Origin of the sequence: Sphingomonas sp. YR710 (assembly GCF_900101455.1) — a bacterium.
Taxonomy (GTDB): Bacteria; Pseudomonadota; Alphaproteobacteria; order Sphingomonadales; family Sphingomonadaceae; genus Rhizorhabdus.
Map to the genome: position 1 here is coordinate 13,165 of NZ_FMZJ01000021.1, position 23,248 is coordinate 36,412.

Annotated in this window: 18 protein-coding genes; 2 read left to right on the forward strand and 16 right to left on the reverse strand. The window is 62.9% G+C overall.

The annotated features are described in order from the left end of the window. Positions 1 to 302 precede the first annotated feature (302 nt). Positions 303 to 3,290 carry a ligand-binding sensor domain-containing protein gene (locus tag BLS13_RS18540; protein ID WP_093454423.1) on the forward strand — a complete coding sequence of 996 codons (2,988 nt, stop codon included), beginning with the start codon at positions 303 to 305 and terminating at the stop codon, positions 3,288 to 3,290. A 159-nt stretch (positions 3,291 to 3,449) separates the two neighbouring features. On the opposite strand, the gene BLS13_RS18545 is transcribed toward BLS13_RS18540, so the two are convergent. From BLS13_RS18545 to BLS13_RS18555, 3 genes are all read right to left on the reverse strand, one after another. Beyond that, complete coding sequence (locus BLS13_RS18545; protein WP_256325970.1) at positions 3,450 to 4,319, reverse strand: TauD/TfdA dioxygenase family protein; 870 nt, start codon at positions 4,317 to 4,319, stop codon at positions 3,450 to 3,452. Positions 4,320 to 4,350: 31 nt separating this feature from the next. Next, complete coding sequence (locus BLS13_RS18550; RefSeq protein WP_176943677.1) at positions 4,351 to 5,160, reverse strand: SDR family NAD(P)-dependent oxidoreductase; 810 nt, start codon at positions 5,158 to 5,160, stop codon at positions 4,351 to 4,353. 82 nt (positions 5,161 to 5,242) lie between these two features. Continuing rightward, positions 5,243 to 6,214 carry an SDR family NAD(P)-dependent oxidoreductase gene (locus BLS13_RS18555; protein WP_143012015.1) on the reverse strand — a complete coding sequence of 324 codons (972 nt, stop codon included), beginning with the start codon at positions 6,212 to 6,214 and terminating at the stop codon, positions 5,243 to 5,245. A gap of 83 nt (positions 6,215 to 6,297) precedes the next feature. Between BLS13_RS18555 and BLS13_RS18560 the strand changes: the two genes are divergently transcribed. Continuing rightward, a complete protein-coding gene (locus BLS13_RS18560; protein ID WP_176943678.1) occupies positions 6,298 to 6,960 on the forward strand; it encodes a TetR/AcrR family transcriptional regulator in 663 nt (220 codons plus the stop codon). Positions 6,961 to 6,991: 31 nt separating this feature from the next. Here the strand turns inward: BLS13_RS18560 and BLS13_RS18565 are convergent, their stop codons facing one another. The 13 genes from BLS13_RS18565 to mdh all read right to left on the reverse strand — a co-directional run bounded on the left by BLS13_RS18565 (position 6,992) and on the right by mdh (position 23,215). Next, entirely contained in the window at positions 6,992 to 8,053 is a 1,062-nt protein-coding gene (locus tag BLS13_RS18565; protein ID WP_093454368.1) for a mandelate racemase/muconate lactonizing enzyme family protein, read from the reverse strand. 98 nt (positions 8,054 to 8,151) lie between these two features. Continuing rightward, positions 8,152 to 9,738, reverse strand: coding sequence for a glutamine-hydrolyzing GMP synthase (gene guaA / locus BLS13_RS18570; protein ID WP_093454370.1), 1,587 nt, complete (start codon positions 9,736 to 9,738; stop codon positions 8,152 to 8,154). Between the two features lie 155 nt (positions 9,739 to 9,893). Further along, a complete protein-coding gene (locus BLS13_RS18575; protein WP_093454371.1) occupies positions 9,894 to 10,346 on the reverse strand; it encodes a hypothetical protein in 453 nt (150 codons plus the stop codon). A gap of 77 nt (positions 10,347 to 10,423) precedes the next feature. Further along, positions 10,424 to 12,565: a prolyl oligopeptidase family serine peptidase gene (locus tag BLS13_RS18580; RefSeq protein WP_256325971.1), complete on the reverse strand. Its 2,142-nt coding sequence runs from the start codon at positions 12,563 to 12,565 to the stop codon at positions 10,424 to 10,426. A 76-nt stretch (positions 12,566 to 12,641) separates the two neighbouring features. Beyond that, complete coding sequence (gene rplQ / locus BLS13_RS18585) at positions 12,642 to 13,061, reverse strand: 50S ribosomal protein L17 (protein WP_093454374.1); 420 nt, start codon at positions 13,059 to 13,061, stop codon at positions 12,642 to 12,644. Positions 13,062 to 13,185: 124 nt separating this feature from the next. Further along, the gene (locus BLS13_RS18590) at positions 13,186 to 14,247 is read right to left on the reverse strand and encodes a DNA-directed RNA polymerase subunit alpha (protein WP_037526782.1); all 1,062 of its coding nucleotides are present in this window, start codon (positions 14,245 to 14,247) and stop codon (positions 13,186 to 13,188) included. A gap of 83 nt (positions 14,248 to 14,330) precedes the next feature. Next, entirely contained in the window at positions 14,331 to 14,720 is a 390-nt protein-coding gene (gene rpsK, locus BLS13_RS18595) for a 30S ribosomal protein S11 (protein WP_093454376.1), read from the reverse strand. 91 nt (positions 14,721 to 14,811) lie between these two features. Further along, the gene (rpsM, locus tag BLS13_RS18600; protein ID WP_093454377.1) at positions 14,812 to 15,180 is read right to left on the reverse strand and encodes a 30S ribosomal protein S13; all 369 of its coding nucleotides are present in this window, start codon (positions 15,178 to 15,180) and stop codon (positions 14,812 to 14,814) included. 261 nt (positions 15,181 to 15,441) lie between these two features. Continuing rightward, positions 15,442 to 16,836, reverse strand: a complete 1,395-nt coding sequence (gene lpdA, locus BLS13_RS18605) for a dihydrolipoyl dehydrogenase (RefSeq protein ID WP_093454379.1) — start codon at positions 16,834 to 16,836, stop codon at positions 15,442 to 15,444. 184 nt (positions 16,837 to 17,020) lie between these two features. Next, a complete protein-coding gene (gene odhB, locus BLS13_RS18610) occupies positions 17,021 to 18,280 on the reverse strand; it encodes a 2-oxoglutarate dehydrogenase complex dihydrolipoyllysine-residue succinyltransferase (RefSeq protein WP_093454380.1) in 1,260 nt (419 codons plus the stop codon). A 1-nt stretch (position 18,281) separates the two neighbouring features. Next, positions 18,282 to 21,176 (reverse strand): 2-oxoglutarate dehydrogenase E1 component, encoded by a 2,895-nt coding sequence (locus BLS13_RS18615; RefSeq protein ID WP_093454382.1) that lies wholly within the window; start codon positions 21,174 to 21,176, stop codon positions 18,282 to 18,284. 128 nt (positions 21,177 to 21,304) lie between these two features. Continuing rightward, on the reverse strand, positions 21,305 to 22,189 hold the full coding sequence (sucD, locus tag BLS13_RS18620; protein WP_093454425.1) for a succinate--CoA ligase subunit alpha: 885 nt from the start codon (positions 22,187 to 22,189) through the stop codon (positions 21,305 to 21,307). Positions 22,190 to 22,252: 63 nt separating this feature from the next. After that, positions 22,253 to 23,215 (reverse strand): malate dehydrogenase, encoded by a 963-nt coding sequence (mdh, locus tag BLS13_RS18625; RefSeq protein ID WP_093454383.1) that lies wholly within the window; start codon positions 23,213 to 23,215, stop codon positions 22,253 to 22,255. Between the last annotated feature and the right edge of the window lie 33 nt (positions 23,216 to 23,248).

A 23,248-nucleotide genomic window follows, 5' to 3' on the forward strand; every position in this document is an offset into this window, starting at 1 on the left:
GCCTTTTGCAATGGCTGCTTTCATCACCAGCGGCCCCTCCCCTGCAGCGGGCGCGTGACCCCCGCCGATTATTGTCCATCAATTGCGAAATCACGATCTGCACCCTTGGCGCGTCTGCTTCAAGAATGTCGCCTGCTTATTCATCTGATTTCCATAGGATAGGCCGGTATCTTCACGGGCGGCACCTGCTATGGTGGCCACAAGAAGACATGGACGGCGGGATCTTGATCGGAACGGGGCAGAGCTGGAGATTTCGCCGCGCCAGATGGTTCGGTATGCTTGTACTGGCATGGTGTGGCGCCATGCTTGCGGGCGATCCCGGGCTCACCGCCAATCGCTGGGACGGCTTGGCGACAACGGTTTTCCGCAACTACGGCCGTGATGAGGGACTGCCCCATCCCGTGCCGACGGCACTGGCACAGGACCATGCCGGCTTCATCTGGATCGGCACGCAAGGCGGGCTTGCGCGCTGGGACGGCTACCGCTTCGTCGCGTATAAGGCGAATCCGGCCGTGCCGGGCAGCCTGCCCGACGACTTCATCCAGACGCTGCATGTCGATCCGGCGGGCCGGCTGTGGATCGGCACGAGCGCCGGCGGCCTCGCACGTTTTGACGCCGCGCGGGGCCGGTTTGTTGCGGTGCCGATCGGTCCCTCGACCGGGCGAACCCATATCGGGGCGATCGCGGACGATGGGCATGGTGGCCTGTGGATAGGCTCGGATACCGGCCTGCATCAGCTGAACCCCATCGACGGCACGGTTCGCACGCTGTACCTCGGTCTGCCGGGAGGCCGGGTGCAGGCCCTGCTGCGCGATCGTGCGGGCGCACTCTGGATCGGCACGGCATCGGGCCTCGTCCGGCGCGCGACGGGATCGCAAGGCTTTGCCGCGATACCGCTCGCCACGGCGGGAACAGGTGTTTCGTCTCTGCTCGAGGATCGGGACGGCCGGATCTGGATCGGCACCGTGCGGCAGGGCCTGTTCGTTATCGATCGCCCGAACGCGCGGCCACGGCGGATCGGCACCGGATCGCATCTGCCATCCGCATCGGTATCGACGATCTGCATCGCGGGGCCCCACGAAATCTGGGCGGGACTGCGCGGCGACGGGATCATGGCGATCGATACCGTCACCGGCACGGTAAGGCCGATCCGCCACGACCGGATGGTGCCGAACAGCCTCGCCCACAACGACGTCTGGGCATTGCTGCGCGACAATGCCGGTTCCGTCTGGGTGGGCGGCATCGGCGGACTCGGCTATCACCCCCACGATGCAGGCCTGATCGCGACCGTTTTCGGATCGCAGGAACGATCGGGCGGATTCAGTGCCTCCGATATCCTGTCGGTGATGGCCACGCGAAGCGGCCGGATCTGGGTCGGCTATCTCGATGGCGGCGCCGACGTGATCGATCCTCTGCGCGGCCGGGTCGGCGCGCTCAGACCGGACCCCACCCATCCGGCACAAGCATTGCCGCCCGATGCAATGTTCGCGATGGCGGAAGGCCGCGGCCGCACCATCTACCTCGGCACCCGCCGCGGCCTTTACGTGACCGATCCGGATGCCCGTGCGGCACGGCTCGTGGCGCTGCCCGGACGCGAACCGCATCTGTCGGTCACCGCGCTCACCTTCGACGCCGGCCTGTTGTGGGTCGGCGGTGAAGACGATGGCCTTTGGGGAGTCGTGCCGGGGCGAGGGGCCGGCGATCCGGGCCGGCTCGTCTTCGGACCAGCCGAATCCGCGAAACTATCCGACAAAGGGATAGACGTCATCCTGCGCGGCACGGGGCCGGATCTTTGGGTGGGCACGCGCAACGGACTTAGCCGGATCGATCTGGCCACCCGCGCAATCGAAACGATTGCCGCCGATCCGTCCGATCACGATGCCCTGCCGGGTCGTTTCGTGGTCGCGCTGCTCATCGACCGAAAGGGGCGGCTGTGGGTCGGCACGTTCGGCGGCGGTTTGGCGGTGATGACCGGACGGAGCGCTGACGGCCGGCCGCGATTCCACCGGATCGGCCTTGCCCAGGGACTTCCGCATCTCAACATCGACAGCTTGCAGATGGATGGCACCGGCACGATCTGGGCCGGCACGGACAATGGGCTGGCCCGGATCGATCCGTCGACATTCGCAATACGCACACTGCGGAGGGCCGACGGAGCACCACTGATCGACTATTTCGCAGGTGCCGGCGCGACCGATACCGCTGGCGAAGCGCTCTTCGGTGCAAAGGGTGGCCTGACGATCGTGCGGCCGGGCCGCCTTCCGCGTTGGACCTTCCAGCCGCCGATCGTGGCGACCGATGCGCGGATCGGCGGGGCCGTCCTGCCCGTTGGCCCCTTGAACGGCGCGAGCGCCGTCGCGCCGCTGACCCTCACACCCGCAACGAACAGCCTTGCCGTCGAGTTCGCCGCACTCGATTTTTCGGCACCCGAGCAAAATCGCTACGCCTATCGGCTCGATGGTTTCGATCGCGACTGGACGCAGACCACTGCCGACCGCCGGCTCGCAGTCTACACCAACCTTCCGCCGGGTGCTTACAGCTTGCGGCTGCGCGGCACCAACCGCGACGGCCGGTGGACGGGGCGCGACCTTTCCATACCGATCCGGGTGCTACCGGCGTGGTATCAGCGCCTGTGGTTCAGGTTGATGATGGCGGCGGCGTTCGTCGCGGCGATCATCGCCCTCGTCCGGTGGCGAACCGCCTGGCTTCGGCGCCGCCAGGCCGAACTCGAACGCCAGGTCGCCGATCGAACGACCGATCTACGCGCCGCCAATGAGCAGCTTGCCCAACTCGCGATCACCGATCCGCTGACCGGCTGCGCAAACCGGCGGCATTTCATGGAGCGCGCGCAGGAATTGACGGCGCTCGCGCGCCGGCACGGCACGCCGCTCAGCATGGCCATCCTCGATCTCGACGATTTCAAGCGGGTCAATGACGAACATGGCCACCCCGGCGGCGACGCGGCGCTGATCAGGGCGGGCCACATCATCACCGCACATCTGCGCTCGACAGATCTGGTGGGGCGTATCGGCGGCGAAGAGTTCGCGCTTCTGATACCCCACACCACTGCTCCCAATGCCGGAAGGCTCGCGGAGCGTCTCCGCGCGGAGATTGCCGACGGGGTGGTCGAGGTCGATGGCGCGCGCATCGGGATCACCGCGAGCATCGGTGTAACCCAACTGCGCCCCGATGAGGATTTCGACAACCTCTACATCCGCACCGACGCAGTGCTTTACACAGCGAAACAGGCGGGCCGTAATCGCGTCGAGATGGTGCCCGCCGCCGAATGATCAGATGGACGGGCCCGGCCGACGGATGGAAGCCGCCGGTTCGGCAATCTCCCAGAGAGATATGCCGAGTAACGCAGATCGCCTGAAGAAAAGCCTCATCATGGCTGACTACCATCCAGCGCAGGGGATTCGAGACCGCCGTTCCTTTCCGGGGTTCGATCACGCGTTGTGGAAGGTTTCCTCACCCGCGAGCCGGGTGCGATGCATCAGGCGTCCGCTGTCGGCGCCATAAGGGAGCGCCCGGTGCATCGTCCCGGTATTGTCCCAGATGACGATGTCGCCGACCGACCATTTGTGGCGATAGACGAACTGCGGCTTCGTCGCCCAATCCCTGAGGCGCATCAGGAGGTCCATGCTATCCTCCGGCGGCCAGCCGAGGACATATTCCGCGGTCGCCCCCAGCACCAGCGACTTGCGGCCGTTGCGGTGCTTCCACACCAGCGGCAGGTCGGCGCCGCGCTGGCGCAGCCGCTGATAATGGTCGTAGGACATCTCCGGGAGATGGGATCGCCGGTTCGCCACTGGTGAGTGGTGCACGACAACGTCTTCGACGATCGCTTTGTCCTCGTCGGACAGATCATCATAAGCGGCATATGTGCTGCAAAATTCGGTCTCGCCGCCAACGGACGCCAGACGCTTTGCGCTCAGGATCGAGGCAAAGATCGGAACATCCGCCGTCGTGCCGTCGATGTGCCAGAGAAATGAAGCCTGGAGCGAATCCGCCATCTTCGTTTCTCTGGGATCGAGGCTCACTTTGAAGATCTCGCCATCAACGCCATCTTCCAGCGCGAAGATGCCCAGCGTCCTGGTGAAGGCGACCTGCTCGTCATCGGTCATGTTGACCTGCGGGAAGACGAGCACGCCGCGACTGGCCAGCAACGAACGAATTTCCTTCGCGTAGCGTCCGTCGAGCAAGGATGCGGGATCGATCCTGATCTCGGTGCCGACACGCGGAGTCAGCTCTGCCGTCGCGAACGGCATCCGATCCGCATATTCCGATGTTGTCCTCGGGGAGTTGCCTGTCATCATCTCGGACCGATCCTTGTTGCCTGCGACCGCCTCAGCCCATCCGCTGGGTCACCCCGGCATCGACGGGAAGAAGCACGCTCGTGATGTAGCTCCCATCCGGCCCCACCAGGAACAATGTGCTCTTTGCGATGTCCCAGGCGGTTCCCTCAATTCCCAGCGAGGTCCGCTTGGCCAGCGCCTTGTTGAGCGTTTCGACGTCGAGCCCCGATTTCGCCAACACGCCGGCGCGCATCGGCGTGTTGATCATGCCAGGCGCCACGCAGTTCACGCGGACGCCCAACGGGCCGTAAACTGCGGCAATGTCGGTCATCAAACCGTGCAGGCCGCCCTTGGAAGCGGAATAAGCGGCAGATCCCTTGGCGCCCCCCTGCCCCCGCAACGCCGCGATCGAGGTGATGAAGATCACCGATCCTCCCCCGCGCTTTATGATCTCCGGGATCGCCGCCTTGGACAGCATGAAGGGCGCGGTGAGATTGATCGCCAGCATCTGCTGGTAGAGTTCGGGCGTCGTATCGAGAAGGCTCGTCGACGACGACATTGCCGCATTGTTGATCAGGATATCGACCCCGCCATAGATTGCCACGGCCTCGTCCACGATGCGCTGGCATTCCGGGATCTGGCCGAGATCGGCAACGACGATCGTCGCCTCGCCGCCTTCCGATCTGATCAGATCCAGCGTTTCCTGTGCCCGATCCTGGAATTTGTCGACCAGGATGACCTTGGCCCCTTCCCGGGCCAGGAGGATGGAAATCGCTTTTCCGGTTCCGACACCGGGGCCGCTGGATCCCGCCCCGGTGACGATCGCCACCTTCCCTTCGAGTTTCTTCTCCACTTCGGCCATGCGCCACCCGCCTCTTCGGACCATTGGTTTCATTCGACGCAAGCCGTGCGTCATTCGGACAGATTCTCCGAGCGGTCTGCTTCTATGCCTTGACGACCGGCATCCCGACCTTCGCGCCGATACCGACATGAATGCAGTCCTTCATGTCGATTATCTGATCGATATGAGCTGCTATATTTTCAACGCTCATGTCCTCGCCTCTGAAACCCTCATTTTCCATGATGGCCATTCGCATCACTTGTTTCCCGCCGCTCACCAGGAGAACGCCATTCAGCGTGCAGGACTCATGCGCGAGGTAAATAGCCGCCGGCGACGACAGTTCCGAAGGAAACATCGCCATATTCTTCACGAAGTCTTCGGCCGGACGGTCATAGACGTGAGCAAGCACGTCGGGCGCCGACAGGCGGGTGGCGATACGCGGTGCAAAGCCGTTGACGCCAACGCCATGAAATTTGGCTTCCGCGGCCAGCGACAGGGTGAGACCGATCACGCCCGCCTTCGCACCGCCATAGCCCGTGCCCCGTTCATGCATGCCGGTCGGACCTTCGGAAATGGTATTCACCAACCGTCCGTTGCCAGCCTTGACGAGATGCGGCCAGGCAGCCTTCGTTACATAGACCGTGCCGAGATAGTGCACCTCGTTCAGCAACTCGAATTGCTCGAGCGTCTGTTCTTCGAACAGTTCCGGCATACTGTTGCCGGCGTTGTTGATGAGGATATCGAGGCGGCCGTATGAATCGAGCGCGAGTTCCACCATGCGCGCCGCGCCGGCCCGGTCATTCACCTTCTCGAAGGATGCAACAGCCTCGCCGCCCGCCGCTTTGATCTCGGCCACAACTTCGCTGGCAGGTGCGTTTGACGCGCCCGAACCCCCATCCAGAGCAACGCCCGGATCGACCACCACGACCTTCGCGCCGCGCGCCGCCAATGTCAGTGCATGGATACGACCGACCCCGCGGCCCCCGCCGGTAATGATCGCGACTTTCCCGTCGAACCGCAATTCACTCATCGTTTTTCCTCTCCAGAGAGCAGCTTCAAGACCGATTTGCGTCAATTGTAGCCCTCGCAGCGCTTAAGGCAATTGCCTTATACCGATCGCACGAGAATAATGTACCCTCGCCGATGCGAAGGAGAGAGATGACGGGCAGCGATTCCAACACGCGACGCGCCCACGGGCGAGACGCAACCTACATCGCCCTGATCGAAGCCGCCGAAATGCTGTTCGGGCAATCGGGCGTCGATGGCGTGACGACCCGCGAGATCCAGGAGGCGGCGGGATCGGCCAACAAAAACGTCATTTCCTATTATTTTGGCAGCAAAGAAGCACTGGTGAATGCCATCTACCGGCATCGAATGCCGGCCATGGAGGCACGGCGGGCCGAACTGCTGGAAGCGCTCGATCGATCGGGGACGGGGAAGGATCTGGCCGCCCTGCTCGACGCGCATTATCGCCCTCTGCTCGAACAGACCGACGTCCACGGTCGGCATAGCTACAGCCGCTTCCTTTCGGCACTTCATTCCGGATGGGGACATACGCGCCTGAACGTCCGCCAGGACTATCAGGTAACCGAAACGCTGGTCCGGCGGATGAAGGAACTCCTGCCCGCGAGCGTAGCCGGGCGGCTGGAGCACCGGTTGCGCATCGTCTATATGATGATCGCGGCCGCGTTGCGGATCATCGACGAGCATCAGGCCGAACATGCTCTAAGCGCGCATCACCTTTTTTCAGAAGCCGTACATATGGCCGCTGCGGCGCTTCGGGCGCCCTTGGACCCGACAACCGAAAACCCGCCACGCTGAACAACGCAAAAGCGGCGACATAACCTGTTCCTCAGAAGGCGGGCACGCCATGTCGCCGCAGGCTCTCCTCGTTCAGGCTGCGCCCGAGGCCCGGACCACGAACCTCCAGTCGACCATCGCTGTCCGGCTCTGGCGCATCGCTGACGACCGGATGCCACCAGTCGAACACCTCCACCGGCATGCTCTCCGGCAATGCCCCCAGCAGGTGCAGCGATTCGTGCGCGAAGGTATGCGAACCGATCTCACACCCCAGCGCCTGGAGCGTGCGAGCCGCCTCTAGGAAACGCAGCGGGCCGCCCAGATATTGAACGTCGAGGATCAGCCGGGTGATCCCGATTTGCCTCAGCGCAAGCAGTTCGGAAAGTGAGATGCAGGCTTCCCCTGCAGCGACCAGTTCCTTAAAGGCCGCACCGTCGATCGCGTGGTACGGCATGGGATCCTCGATCCACATCGGCTCGCGCGAGCGCCCCTGCATAAATTGGCGGGTCCGCGTCGGGCTATATTTGAAGTGGGCCTCGACCGCGATCGAGCGAGGCTCGGGAAAAACCTCGCACAGAGCTTCAAAACGAGCTTCATCCTCTTCGCCGGGCAGGCCCAGACGCATCTTCGCCTTGCGGAAGCCGCGCTGACGAGCGGCACGGGCCTCTTCGACGAGCTCCGCCGTCGACACATCGGAGAAGAATCCGCTGGTATAGGCATCAAGCGGGGTCCGATGCCCGGCACCGCTCCAGAGGGCGGCGCACGCCTGCCCGCACGTCTGGCCCAGAAGATCCCAGGCGGCCATGCTGATCGCGCAGACTGCCGAGCGCCCCGCCTGATCCCCCATCATGCCACTGTCGAGACGCTCGATCTGGATCAGCCGGTCAAGGTTGCCGCCGCGCTCGTCGAGCAGGGCGGTCATGATCCCGGCCACCCGATGCATCACATCGGCGCTGTTCGTCTGGGCATAAGCAACACCCTCCGCGCCCTCGTCACCCCGCAACCTGAGCGCCACCGCAAAGACCCGCTCGAACGGCCCGGCCGGCGTGCCGAACGCGCGCGGCAGCGGAATCTCCAACTTCCACAATTCGTGGCGCACGCGGTCAGCGGTCATGGCAGCTCCAGGCGCTCGATCAGCGCAGCAAAGTCATCCGAGCCGATCGCGCAGGACAGGCAGCGCCGTATCACCGCTTCTCGGACGCCGCCGCCCTCTCATTCCCACTCGATCGTGCCCGGCGGCTTCGATGTCAGATCATAGGTCACGCGGTTGATCCCCGCCACTTCGTTGACGATCCGCGTCGCGACGCGCCCGAGGAAGGCGGAATCGAATGGATAGACGTCGGCGGTCATGCCATCGGTCGACGTGACGGCGCGCAACGCACAGACATAGTCGTAGGTGCGGCCATCGCCCATCACCCCGACCGAGCGGACCGGCAGCAGCACCGCGAACGCCTGCCAGATCGCGTCGTACAGGCCGGCGCGGCGGATCTCGTCAAGATAGACGGCGTCGGCCTTGCGCAGGATGTCGCAACGCTCCTTCGTCACCTCGCCCGGGATGCGGATAGCAAGGCCGGGGCCCGGGAAGGGATGGCGACCGACGAAGATTTCGGGGAGGCCGAGTTCGCGGCCGAGCAGCCGGACCTCATCCTTGAACAGTTCGCGCAGCGGTTCGACCAGCTTCATGTTCATCCGCTCGGGCAGGCCGCCGACATTGTGGTGGCTCTTGATCGTAACCGACGGGCCGCCGGTGAAGCTGACGCTTTCGATCACGTCGGGATAGAGCGTGCCCTGCGCGAGGAAATCGGCGCCTCCGACCTGGCGCGCCTGATCCTCAAACACCTCGATGAAGGTCTTGCCGATGAATTTGCGCTTGGCTTCCGGGTCCGTCACGCCCTTCAGGCCGTTCAGGAACAAGGTCTCGACATTCACATGGACGAGCTTGATGCCGTAATGTTCGCGGAACAGGCTGACCACCTGATCGGCCTCACCCATCCGCATCAGCCCATGGTCGACGAACACGCAGGTGAGCTGATCGCCGATCGCCTCATGGATCAGCACCGCCGCCACCGCCGAATCGACGCCGCCCGAAAGCCCGCAGATCACGCGGCCATCGCCAACCTGCTTGCGGATTTCGGCGATCTTGGTTGCGCGGAATTCCGCCATTGTCCAGTCGCCGGCAAGCCCGCAGACATGGCGTGCGAAATTGGCGATCAGCTTGCCGCCGTCGGGGGTGTGGACCACCTCGGGATGAAACTGGACGCCGTAGAAGCGGCGCTTCTCATCCGACGTCACCGCGAACGGCGCGCCTTCGGACACCGCAACCGGCGCGAAGCCCGGCGGCAGCGCGTCGACCTTGTCGCCATGGCTCATCCACACCTGATGATGCTCGCCTTCCTTCCACAACCCGTCGAACAGCGCCGACCGGCCCTTGATCTCGATGAAAGCGCGGCCGAATTCGCGGCCGTCCTGCGACGGGGTGACCGATCCGCCGAGCTGGGCGCACATCGTCTGTTGCCCATAGCAGATGCCGAGGATCGGAATGCCCGCCTCGAAAAAGCGCTGCGGCACGCGCGGCGAGCCGATCTCGGTGACCGAGGCGGGGCTGCCAGAGAGAATGATCCCCTTCGGCTGCAGGCGATCGAACGCGGCATCGGCGGCGTTGAACGGGGCGATTTCGCTATAGACCCCCGCTTCGCGAACCCTGCGGGCGATGAGCTGGGTGACCTGGCTTCCGAAATCGACAATCAGGATCGATTCGTGCGGCTGGCCGGCGATCTGGGCGGGAAGCTGGGCTGTCATGCGGAGCCGATAAAGGCCTACGCCCGCGCTGTCCAGAGGAAGGACGCTGGCAGAACCAACACAAGTTGCCATCCCAACCGAAGCCGGAAAAGCTTGCCCCTCTTTTTCTTGGCCGCGAGGAAGGTGCCAGCATTCGCTGGCATGACACGCAAGCCCTAGCGTTGCGCCAATTGGACGTAATCGACCCGGCCGAAACGCGTGCCACAAGCAAAGCCGCGATTGCCATGTTCGGTATCGACGGTACCCTCGACCCGCCAGCCATCGCCTTCACGGCCAACCGAATCGATGCCAATGACCCGATCGTGCGACATGCCCTCCGCCGCATCACTGCAGATCGACGTCACCGCGCGCGCCTCGTCACCCGCGTTGCGGACGTCGACGACGCTGTCGGAGCGATAGACCGGCCGATCATCCCGTCTGGGCGAACTGGCGATCGCGACCGCGCCGCCGACCAATAGCCCGCCGAGCAGGAAGGCACCGAGGTCGTCGCCGCCGCCATGATCATGGTGGTAGCCATAGCCGCCCCAATAAGGCCGCGCCGCCGCCGGCGAAACGATGCTGGCCGCCATCGCCAGCGCCGCGACCGATCCGATCATCATCTTCTTCATCGCCCGAACCCCATGTTCCACGCCGTCATTATGCCAGAAGCCGCTTTACATGCCATCGGCTTGCCGCACGCTGAACATCATGGCGCGACGGGGACGGTCAGGCCGGTCCAGTGGCCGAAGAATGCCCAGAGATCGGCATAATCCTCAATTAGCTGGTCGGTGGACCTGCCGCCGCTATGGCCCGCCCGGCTGTCGACGCGCAACAGATGCGGGCGCGATCCGATGTCGGCGGATTGCAGAGCCGCCGCATATTTGAAGCTGTGCGCCGGGACGACGCGATCGTCGGTGTCGGCGGTCGTCACCATGATCGCCGGATAATCTTCATGATCCCGGATATTGTGATAAGGCGAGTAGCCGCGCAGGATCCGAAAATCATCAGCCCTGGCGGGATCGCCATAATCGTCGACCCAATAGCGCCCCGCGGTGAAGTGGGTGAAACGCAGCATGTCCATCACGCCGACCGCGGGATTGACGGCCGCGAACAAATCGGGCCGCTGGTTGACGACAGCGCCGACCAACAGGCCGCCATTCGATCGGCCCATCGCCGCGAGCCTCCCCTTTGCGCTGATCCCGCTGCTGATCAGAAACTCGCCGGCAGTAATGAAGTCGTCGAACACATTCTGCTTGTTGGCGAGCCGCCCCGCATCGTGCCAGGCCATTCCATATTCGCCGCCGCCGCGCAGGCTGGCGACCGCATAGACGCCGCCCATCTCCATCCATTGCAGGACCGCCGGCGAAAAGCCGGGCGTCTGCGCGACGTTGAACCCACCATAACCATAAAGCAGCGCCGGCGCGCCGGGCGGAGTCGACTTCTTGCGCGCGATGAAGATCGGGATGCGCGTGCCATCCTTCGAACTGTAGAAGAGCTGCTCGACGCGATAATCGCCGGGATCGAACGCCAGTTTGGGCCGGGCGAAGATATCGACCTTCCCGGTCGACGTATTCAGCCGATAGATTGTCGGTGGGATCGCATAGCTCGAAAAGCTGAAGAAGGTTTCAGGATCGCCGATCCGGCCACCGAAGCCGGCGCCGGTGCCGATATCGGGCAGGTTGATCGGCGTGACCAGCCTGCCATCCAGTTCGTGCAGTTCGGCTTCGGTGGTGGCATCGCCGACGTAGGCGAGGATCAGCCGGCCGCCGACCAGCGACGCACCGGCCAGCACCTTCCTGTTCTGCGGAATGATTTCGAGCGGTTTTCCGATCCCGCCGGCAACATCGATCATCACGACACGCCCGTTCGGCGCGAGATAATCCGTCCGCAGCAACAATTTCGAGCCGATACTGCCGATGAGCGCCCATTCATTCGCAAAGCCGCGCACCAGCCTGCGCGGCTTCGATTCCGGCCGGGACAGATCGAACAGCGTCAGTTGATAGCGCTCGTCAGTCCCCTGCGACGAAATGATCAGGAGGTAGCGGCCATCCTCGGTGGTCACCGCGCCGTGGTTGAGCTCAGGCCGATCGGGCGTGGCATAGACCAGGCGATCGGCCGATTGCGACGTTCCGATCGCATGGTGCCAGACCTGATGGCCGAGATTGACCTGCTGATAGGCGGCTCCCGCCGGAGGCTCCGGGAAGCGGGAATAGAAGAAGCCCCCGCCATCGCCATCCCAGGCAATCCCGGAGAACTTCACCCAGTCGATCTGATCGTCGAGCAGCTTGCCCGTAACCACATCTACGATATGGAGCGTCCGCCAATCGCTTCCCCGATACTGCACGCTATACGCGAGCAGCGCGCCGTCCTGTGATGGCACCCACTGATCAATCGCCATAGCGGCATCCTGGGGCCAGCTATTGGGATCGATCAGCGCCCGGGCCTTTCCGGACAACCCATCGCGGACGAACAGCACCGACTGGCTCTGCAGCCCGCTATTATGCATATAGAAGTAGTGGCTGCCACGCTTGCGGGGCACACCAAAGCGCTCATAATTCCACAATTGCCTCAGGCGGGCCTCGATCGCCGGCCGCCCCTGCAGCGTATCGAGATAGGAAGCGGTCAGTCGATTTTCGGCATCAACCCACGCCCCGACCGCCTTGTCGGTCCGCAGATCTTGTTCGAGCCAACGATAGGGATCAGCGACTTCCTCCCCAAACATCGTCTCAACCGTATCGCCGCGCTCCGTGGGCGGATAGCGTAGCGCGCCGGCATGGGCAGGCGTCAGCAAAGCCGCCGCCAGCAGCACAAACAAACCCGGGCGGCCGCATATTATCGGAGCAGCCACGACATCCTCTCAACGAAAAAGAGCCGCGAACCTAACGGTTGCGGCTCCTTTTACAATGGGTACGGGATCGAAAGGATCAGGCGGCTTCCGCCTCGTCCTCATCGTTCACCGGACCCGAATCCTGGCCCTTGGCGCTGACGTCGCGATCGACGAATTCGATGATCGCCATCGACGCGGCATCGGACATGCGGATGCCGGCCTTGACCACGCGGGTATAGCCGCCATTGCGGGTCTTGTAGCGCTCGGCGAGCACGTCGAAGAGCTTCACGAGCTGCGCGTCGTCGAGCAGGCGCGAATGCGCGAGACGACGGTTGGCAAGGCCACCCTTCTTCGCAAGCGTCACCAGCTTTTCGACATAAGGACGCAGTTCCTTCGCCTTGGCGAGGGTGGTCGTGATCTGCTCATGCTTGATCAGCGCTGCCGCCTGGTTGCGGAACAGGGCCGTACGATGGCTCGAGGTCCGCTGAAGTTTACGTCCGCCTACACGATGGCGCATGGGTCATTCCTTTGCGTTTGTCAGGGGGCCGTTCAAGGTACCCCAAGCCAGGCGGTGATTGAGGGCACCGCCCATACCCTATCTGTCAAGAAGCCCCTCCCCTGAAGGGGAGGGCCTTTAGCAATCAGAATTCCTGTTCGAGCTTCTTGGCCATTTCCTCGATATTCTCAGGCGGCCAGCCGGGGATTTCCATGCCCAGGCGCAGCCCCATCGAGGCGAGGACTTCCTTGATCTCGTTGAGCGACTTGCGGCCGAAATTCGGGGTCCGCAGCATCTCCGCCTCGGTCTTCTGAACCAGATCGCCGATATAGATGATGTTGTCGTTCTTGAGGCAATTGGCCGAGCGCACGGACAGCTCGAGCTCGTCGACCTTCTTGAGAAGGTAACGGTTGAGCTGGTTCGAATCGCTCTCCGGCTCGGCGCTACCGCCCATCGGAGCCGCGTGGCCCGAGGACGCGACCGAAACCGCCATGCCATCGTCGAAGTGAACGAAGAGCTGGAGCTGATCCTGCAGGATGCGCGCCGAATAAGCGAGCGCGTCCTCCGGGGTTACCGTGCCATCGGTTTCGATGGTGAGGGTCAGCTTGTCATAGTCCAGTTCCTGGCCGACGCGGGTGTTTTCCACCTTGTACGCGACCTGACGGACGGGCGAATAGAGCGCGTCGACGGGGATCAGCCCGATCGGCGCGTCGGCCGGACGGTTGACCGCGGCGGTGACATAGCCCTTACCGATGTCGGCGGTGAGCTCCATGTTGAGCGTCGCGCCTTCATCGAGATGGCAGATCACCAGTTCGGGGTTCATCACCTCGATATCGCCGCTGGTGGCGATCAGGCCGGCCGTCACTTCGGCCGGGCCGGTGGCGGAAAGCTGGAGCCGCTTCGGGCCTTCGCCCTGCATGCGCAGCGCGATCTGCTTCACGTTCAGGACGATGTCGGTCACATCCTCGCGAACGCCCGCCAGCGACGAGAATTCATGCAGGACGTTCTCGATCTTGATCGACGTCACCGCTGCGCCCTGCAAGGAAGAGAGCAGCACGCGACGCAGAGCATTGCCGAGCGTCAGGCCGAAACCCCGCTCCAGCGGCTCGGCGACGAAAGTCGCCTTGCGCTTGCTATCGCCGCCCGACTTCTTTTCGAGGCCGTTCGGCTTCTTGAGTTCCTGCCAGTTCTTTGGATTGACAGCCACTTTGTTCCCCTTGGGAAAGGCAGGACACAGGCCCTGCCGGAAACGGAAAGGCGAAGGGCCGAAGCCCTTCGCTCATAGTATGATCAGACGCGACGGCGCTTCGACGGGCGAACGCCATTGTGCGGGATCGGCGTCACGTCGCGGATCGACGTGATGTGGAAGCCGACCGCCTGCAGCGCGCGCAGCGCCGACTCGCGGCCCGAACCGGGGCCCTTGACCTCGACTTCGAGCGTCCGAACGCCATGCTCGGCGGCCTTCTTGCCCGCGTCCTCGGCGGCGACCTGAGCGGCGTAAGGCGTCGACTTGCGGCTGCCCTTGAAGCCCATCTGGCCGGCCGACGACCATGCGATGGCATTGCCCTGCGCGTCGGTGATCGTGATCATCGTGTTGTTGAAGCTGGCGTTCACATGCGCGACGCCAGAGGTGATGTTCTTGCGCTCGCGCTTTTTGATGCGCTGAGGTTCGCGTGCCATGGTTTCGTTCCTGACTTAAATCTCGTTTGCCGCCCTAGGTGGTCTCTTGTGAAACCCTGCCTCCGGCGGAGTAAACCATCACCCGGACGATTTACTTCTTCTTACCTGCGATCGGCTTGGCCTTACCCTTACGCGTGCGCGCATTGGTATGCGTGCGCTGTCCGCGAACAGGCAGGCCCTTGCGATGGCGCAGACCGCGATAGCAAGCGAGATCCATCAGGCGCTTGATGTTCATCGCCACCTGGCGGCGAAGATCGCCTTCCACGGTGTAGCTTGCGTCGATCGCTTCACGGATCTGCAGGACTTCATTGTCCGAGAGATCCTGAACGCGACGCGCAGGCGCGATGCCCAGCTTGCCGGTGATTTCCTTGGCCTTGGACGGGCCAATGCCATGAATGTAGGTCAGCGCGATTTCTACGCGCTTGTTGGTCGGGATATTAACACCCGCAATACGTGCCACTGAGCTATTCTCCTGCTCCACGGGGCGACTGGCAGCGCCACCCCATCTCTACGCCAATCCCAAAACGCAATAATCGCGGCACACGCAAATAGCGGCACCGATCAGGGCATTATGGGAACACGGGTCACTATAGCTGCCGACCAGGACTGTCAAGCGCGTGACGTCCGCTAATTACACCGAATCGGTGGAATCGGCAAGCGCCCCGCCGCGCGCTCGAGCCCACACCATGCACATGTCAGCTTCCGCCAAAAAGCTGCGCCTTTACATGTGGATAGGCTTACCCTGCACCGCCATCGCGGCTTCCTTGATCGCTTCCGCATGGGTCGGATGGGCATGGCAGGTATATGCGATGTCTTCGCTGGTCGCGCCGAATTCCATGGCGATCGCAGCCTCGGCTATCAGCGTCCCCGCCAGCGACGAGATGATGTGGACACCCAGCACGCGATCGCTCTTCGCATCGGCGATGATCTTCACGAAGCCGTCGGTATCGCGATTCGTCTTGGCGCGGCTGTTGGCGAGAAACGGGAATTTGCCGACCTTGATCTCCCCGCGCTCTTTCGCCTGCTCCTCGGTCAGACCCACGCTGGCGATTTCAGGATGGGTATAAACCACCGCCGGAATCACATCGTGATTCACGATGCCAGTGAGCCCCGCGATATTTTCCGCAACCGCGACGCCTTCATCCTCGGCCTTGTGAGCGAGCATCGGGCCGGGCACGACATCGCCGATCGCCCAGATTCCGGGCACGACGGTGGCGAAATCATGGTCGATCTCGATCTGGCCACGGCTGTTGGTGGTGAGCCCAGCCTGTTCGAGCGCCAGGCCATCGGTATTGGGCCTGCGGCCGATCGCGACAAGCACGGCATCGGCCTCGATCACCTCGGCCGCGCCGCCCGCAGCCGGCTCGATCGTCACGCTGGCCTTGCCGCCCTTCACGACGACGCCGGTAACCTTGGTCGACAGCTTCATCTCCAGGCCCTGCTTCTTGAACAGCTTGTTCGCTTCCTTGCGAATTTCGCCATCCATGCCAGGCAGGATCTGATCGAGAAATTCGATGACGGTGACCTTCGCGCCGAGCCGCTTCCAGACCGAGCCCAGTTCAAGTCCGATCACACCGCCGCCGATCACCACCATATGCTCGGGCACCTTCGGCAAGGCCAGCGCACCTGTGGAGGACACCACGACCTTTTCGTCGATCGTCACGCCCGGCAATGGCGTGACGCTCGAACCCGTGGCGATCACGATATTCTTCGCCCGCACCGAGCGGCCACCAACCTCGACCGTGTCTTTCGATACGAAAGAAGCCCGGCCCTTCAGCCATTCGACCTTATTCTTCTTGAACAGGCCCTCGATGCCTTTGGTCAGCTCGCCGACGGCCTTGCTCTTTTCGGCATGCATCTGATCGAGATCGAGAGTCACGCCCGAAAAGGTGATCCCGAACTTGGTCAAGCCGCCGCCATGCGCTTCTTCATAATATTCGGAGGCGTGGAGCAGGGCTTTGGACGGAATGCACCCGACATTGAGGCAGGTGCCGCCCAGCGTCTCGCGGCTTTCCGCGCACGCCGTTTTGAGACCGAGCTGCGCCGCTCGGATCGCCGCGACATAGCCGCCTGGGCCAGCGCCGATCACCAGCACGTCGAAGTCATAGTCGGCCATAGTTCGTCTCCACGTCACCTCGGCTCATGCTTCGGGCACGAACTCCGACAACTTCCCAAATCGTCATTCCCGCGAAAGCGGGAACCCATGGGCGGCGGCCCGCCCGATGCTGTGAGCCCCCGCATCCGTGGGTTCCCGCTTTCGCGGGAATGACGAAGTCGGAGGTGGTTCTCACGCGTGCGAATTACAAATCGATCAGCAACCGGGTCGGATCCTCGATCGCATTCTTCAACGCGACGAGAAAGGTCACCGCCTCACGTCCGTCGATCAGGCGGTGATCGTAGCTCAGCGCCAGATACATCATCGGGCGAATCACGATCTGCCCGTCACGGACGACCGGGCGATCGTCGATGCGATGCAGGCCGAGCACGCCCGACTGCGGCGGGTTGATGATCGGGGTCGACATCAACGATCCGAACACGCCGCCGTTCGAAATGGTGAAGGTGCCGCCCTTCATCTCGTCCAGTTTCAACGTACCGTTCTTGGCGCGCTTGCCGAAATCGCCGATCGTCTTTTCGATATCGGCTACCGACAGGGTCTCGGCATTGCGGATCACCGGAACGACGAGCCCGTTGGGTGCCGAGACCGCCACCGAGACATCGACAAAATCGTGATAGACGATCTCTTCGCCTTCGATCGATCCGTTGACCGCAGGCACATCGCGCAGAGCCATGCAGGCCGCCTTCACGAAGAAGCCCATGAAGCCAAGGCGCACGCCATGCTTCTTTTCGAACAGGTCCTTATATTTGTTCCGCGCCTCGATCACCGCCGTCATATCGACATCGTTGAACGTGGTCAGCATGGCGGCGGTGTTCTGCGCCTCCTTCAGCCGTGACGCGACGGTCTTGCGCAACCGCGTCATCTTGACGCGCTCTTCCTTGCGCCCACCGGCAACCGCCGCGACGGGAGCAGGCACGGCGGCTGCGGCAGGTGGAACAACCGGTGCAGTCACCATAGCGGCGTTGCCAGCCTGCGCTGCGGCCAGAACATCGTCCTTGGTCAACCGCCCATCCTTGCCGGTGCCGCGAATCTTCGACGGATCGACATGATGTTCGAGCACTGCGCGTCGGACGGCCGGCGACAGCGTGAGTGGATCGCCGCCTTGATCGGTGGGCGCCGATGCGGGCTCGGCCGGAGCCGCCGCTTCGGCCTGGCCCACCGCCGTGCGATCCTCGACCGCCGGCGTCGCCGTGACGACGGCGCTCGCCCCCGCCTCGATCCGCGCAATGACCGCGCCGACATTGACCGTGTCGCCCTCAGCCACGACGAGTTCGCCGATCACGCCCGATACCGGCGATGGCACATCGACCGCGACCTTGTCGGTCTCCAGGCTGGCGATCGGCTCGTCCACCTTTACCGCTTCACCTGGCTTCTTGAGCCATTGACCGAGCGTTGCTTCGGTGATCGATTCGCCGAGCGTCGGCACCACCACATCGGTTGCCATCCTATATACCCTTTACGTCGTGGCCGAGAGCTTCGGCGACAAGCGCCGCCTGTTGGGCGGCATGATTGCGTGCAAGTCCGGTCGCTGTCGCCGCAGCCGCCTTGCGGCCTGCATAGAGCGGCCGCAAAGACTTACAGCCGGCATCCTGCAGAACATCCTCGATGAAGGGCTGGACGAACGTCCAGCTGCCCTGGTTCTTCGGTTCTTCCTGTGCCCAGACGACCGTTTCCAGATTCTTCATGCGGCTGAGGCGCAACGCCAGCGGCTCGGCCGGGAAGGGATAGATCTGCTCGATACGAATGATCGTAGTGCTCGTATCGCCTGCGGCGTCGCGCGCCTCGGCAAGATCATAGAAGAGCTTGCCGGACACCAGCACGACCCGCTTCACCGTCTCATCGGCGGGCGCATTCGGATCGGACAGGATCCGCCGAAAATGCGTTTCGCCGGTAAATTCGTCGATCGTCGAGACCGCCGACTTGTGCCGCAATAGCGATTTCGGCGTCATGATGATCAGCGGCTTGCGGAAGTTGCGCACCATCTGCCGGCGCAGAATATGGAAATAGTTCGCCGGCGTCGTGCAGTTCGCCACCTGCATATTGTCTTCGGCACATAGCTGCAGATAGCGCTCGAGCCGCGCCGAGCTATGCTCGGGCCCCTGCCCCTCATAGCCGTGCGGCAACAGCATGACGAGGCCGTTGACCCGCAGCCACTTGGCCTCGCCGGCGGCGATGAACTGATCGATCATCACCTGCGCGCCGTTGGCGAAATCGCCGAATTGCGCTTCCCATAGCACCAGCGTGTTGGGGGCCGTCGACGCATAGCCATATTCGAAGCCGAGCACGCCGAATTCGGACAGCGGGCTATCGAGCACCTGGAATTTGCGATCGAGCGCGGAGAGCGGAATATATTTGTGCCCATCCTTTTGATCGACCCACACGGCGTGGCGCTGGCTGAACGTGCCCCGGCCCGAATCCTGCCCGGACAGGCGGACACCAAAGCCCTCCTGCAGCAGCGATCCGAACGCCATCGCTTCGGCCGTCGCCCAGTCGAAGCCTTCGCCGCTCGCGAACATCTGCTTCTTGGCATCGAGAATACGGCCCAGCGTCTTGTGGATCACAAGGCCTTCTGGAACCGTCGTCAACTGGCGGCCCAGCGCCGCAAGCTTGTCGGTGCCGATACCCGTGATCGCCGCGCGACGTTCGGTAAGCGCCTCACGCGGAGCGGCGAAACCCGTCCAGTCTCCCTCGAACCAGTCGGCCTTATTGACCTTATAGCCCTTGGCCGCATCGAAATCGCTTTCGAGACCTTCGACGAAACCCGCCTCGGTCGCAGCCGTCCAGTCGGCATCGATGACGCCTTCTTTGACGAGCCGTGCCGCGTAGATAGCGGAAACCGGCGGATGCTGGCGGATCGCGTCGTACATTTGCGGCTGGGTGAAGCCTGGCTCGTCGCCCTCATTGTGGCCGAAGCGGCGATAGCACCACATGTCGATCACCACGTCGCGCTTGAACGTCTGCCGAAATTCGGTCGCGACCTTGCAGGCGAAGGTCACGGCTTCGGGGTCGTCGCCGTTCACGTGCAGGATCGGCGCCTGCACCATCTTGGCAATATCCGACGGATAAGGCGATGAGCGCGCAAATTGCGGACTGGTGGTGAAACCGACCTGGTTGTTGATCACGAAATGGATCGTGCCTCCGGTATTGTAACCGCGCAGGCCCGAAAAGCCGAAACATTCCATAATGATGCCCTGCCCCGCAAAGGCCGCATCGCCATGGAGCAGGATCGGCAGCACCCTGCCGCGCTCGAGATCGTCGAGCTTGGTCTGCTTCGCACGGGCCTTGCCGAGCACGACCGGATTGACCGCCTCGAGATGGCTGGGGTTCGGTGCCAACGACAGATGGACGACATTGCCATCGAAATCGCGATCGGTGGAAGTGCCGAGATGATATTTCACGTCGCCCGAACCGCCGACATCCTCGGGGTTCGACGAGCCGCCTGCGAACTCGTTGAAGATCGCGCGGTAGGGCTTGGCCATCAGATTGGCGAGCACGTTCAGCCGCCCGCGATGGGCCATGCCGATCACGACCTCGTTCACACCATAGGCGCCCGAATATTTGATGACGGCTTCAAGCGCCGGGATCATCGATTCGCCGCCATCAAGGCCGAAGCGTTTGGTGCCGACATATTTGCGGCCGAGAAACTTTTCCCACTGCTCGGCGTGGATGACCTTGGTCAGGATCGCCTTCTTGCCCAGCGGCGTGAACTGAATTTCGGCGTTCCGGCCCTCGACTCGCGACTGCAGGAAACGACGCTCGTCCACGTCGCCGATATGCATATATTCAATGCCGAGGTTGCCGCAGTAATTCTTGCGGAGCACCTCCAGAATTTCACGCGGGGTCGCCCAATCGAGACCGAGCGCGCCGCCAATAAAGATCCTTCGATCCATATCGGCTTCGGTGAAACCATGGAATTCCGGTGCCAGATCCTTCGGCTCTCCAGGTTTCGCCAGACCGAGCGGATCGAGCGTGGCGAGCAGGTGGCCCCGTACGCGATAAGTGCGGATCAGCATCTGCGCACGCATTGCGTCGAGCGCGATCCGCTCGATATCGGCGTCCGGAGTCGGCACGGCCGCAACGGCTGGCGGCGCCTTTGCGGGCTTGGGTTCGACCTGCATCTGCAACGGATCGAGCGCTGCCGTAAGAGAGTCGGTCGCAGATGGAGGCCAGTTCGGACTGGCCCAGCTCGGCCCGGTAACGCTCGCCTCAATGCCGGCAAAATAGCTTTGCCAGCTCGGATCGACGCTCGCACTGTTCGCGCGATACTGGCGATAGAGCGATTCGACAAAAGAAGGGCTTACGCCCTCCAGCCCGTCGAACCCGAGGCCTTCGATACCCATGTCACCATCCTTGGCTGCACTCGGTTCGACAGAAAGGGCTGAACCGGGGGGAGGGAAGTGCAGCAAATAGGGTTAATCAAACCTTATTATAAGCGCCCCCCGCCCTTTTGGGCAGGGGGCCTCGCATTTTAGCCCTTCAAGACCGCCGCAAGCGTGGTCCCGAGTTCGGACGGGCTTGCCGCAACACGGATCCCGGCGGCTTCCATCGCCGCGATCTTGTCATCAGCGCCCCCCTGGCCGCCCGAGACGATCGCACCGGCATGGCCCATGCGGCGTCCCGGAGGCGCAGATCGGCCAGCGATGAAACCGGCCATCGGCTTTTTCCGGCCCTTCTTCGCCTCGTCGATCAGGAACTGAGCGGCTTCTTCTTCCGCTGAGCCACCGATTTCACCGATCATGATGATCGACTTGGTCTCGTCATCGGCGAGGAACAGTTCGAGCATGTCGATGAAGTTCGTCCCATTGACCGGATCGCCACCGATGCCGACCGCCGTCGTCTGGCCAAGGCCGATCGCCGTAGTCTGGAACACCGCCTCATAGGTCAGCGTACCCGAACGCGACACCACACCGACAGAACCCTTCTGGAAGATCGAACCGGGCATGATCCCGATCTTGCATTCATCCGGGGTCAGCACGCCAGGACAGTTCGGGCCGATCAACCGAGACTTGGAGCCCTGCAGCGCGCGCTTGACCTTGATCATATCGATCACCGGAATGCCTTCGGTGATGCAGATGATCAGCGGGACCTCGGCATCGATCGCTTCAAGGATCGAATCGGCGGCGAAGGGCGGCGGCACATAGACGACCGAAGCGTCGGCGCCGGTCGCAGCAACGGCTTCGTGCACGGTATCAAAGTTGGGCAGGCCCAGGAACGTCGTACCGCCCTTACCGGGCGTGACACCGCCAACCATCTGCGTCCCATAAGCCAGAGCTTGTTCCGTGTGGAACGAGCCGGTCTTGCCGGTCATGCCCTGGGTAATGACCTTGGTGTTCTTGTTGACGAGGATGCTCATAACCTGCGCCGTTCCCTTCATCTGTTCCCGCCGGCCCGGCCGATGCCGGGAACGGCGGCCATTTTATGCCAGGCTGGGATCGATAGCCTTGCAGGCAACCAGCAATTCCTTGACCGCGTCCACCGAGACGGCGAGGCCAGCCTTGGCTTCTTCGCCGAGCTTGATCTCGACGATCTTTTCGACACCGCCCGCGCCGATCACGACCGGCACGCCGACGTAGAGATCGTCGACACCATATTGGCCTTGGAGATAGGCCGCGCAGGGCAGGACGCGCTTCTTGTCCTTCAGATAGGCTTCGGCCATCGAGATCGCCGATGTCGCCGGCGCATAATAAGCCGAACCGGTCTTGAGCAGCGCGATGATCTCGCCGCCGCCGGCGCGGGTGCGCGCGACGATCGCGTCGATGCGCTCCTTGGTGGACCAGCCCATTTCGATCAGATCGGGGATCGGAATGCCGGCAACCGTCGAATATTCAACGACGGGCACCATTGTATCACCATGGCCCCCCAGCACGAACGCCGTGACGTCTTCCACCGATACCTTGAACTCTTCGGCGAGGAACGCGCGGAAACGTGCCGAATCGAGCACGCCGGCCATGCCGACGACCTTATTGTGCGGAAGGCCCGAAAATTCGCGCAGCGCCCACACCATCGCATCGAGCGGGTTGGTGATGCAGATGACGAACGCGTTCGGAGCATTCTGCTTGATGCCCTCGCCCACGGACTTCATCACCTTCAGGTTGATGCCGAGCAGATCGTCGCGGCTCATGCCTGGCTTCCGCGCGACACCGGCGGTGACGATGATGACATCGGCGCCCGCTATGTCCGCGTAATCATTGGTCCCCTTCAATACGGCGTCGAAACCTTCGACGGGGGCGCAATGCGAAAGGTCGAGCGATTTGCCCTGGGGAATGCCGTCGACGACGTCGAACAATACGACGTCACCAAGTTCTTTCGATGCCGCGAGGTGGGCAAGCGTTCCACCGATGTTACCGGCGCCAATCAGCGCAATCTTGTTCCGAGCCATACGACCCCTCCGAAAGAAAACCGCAACAGGGAG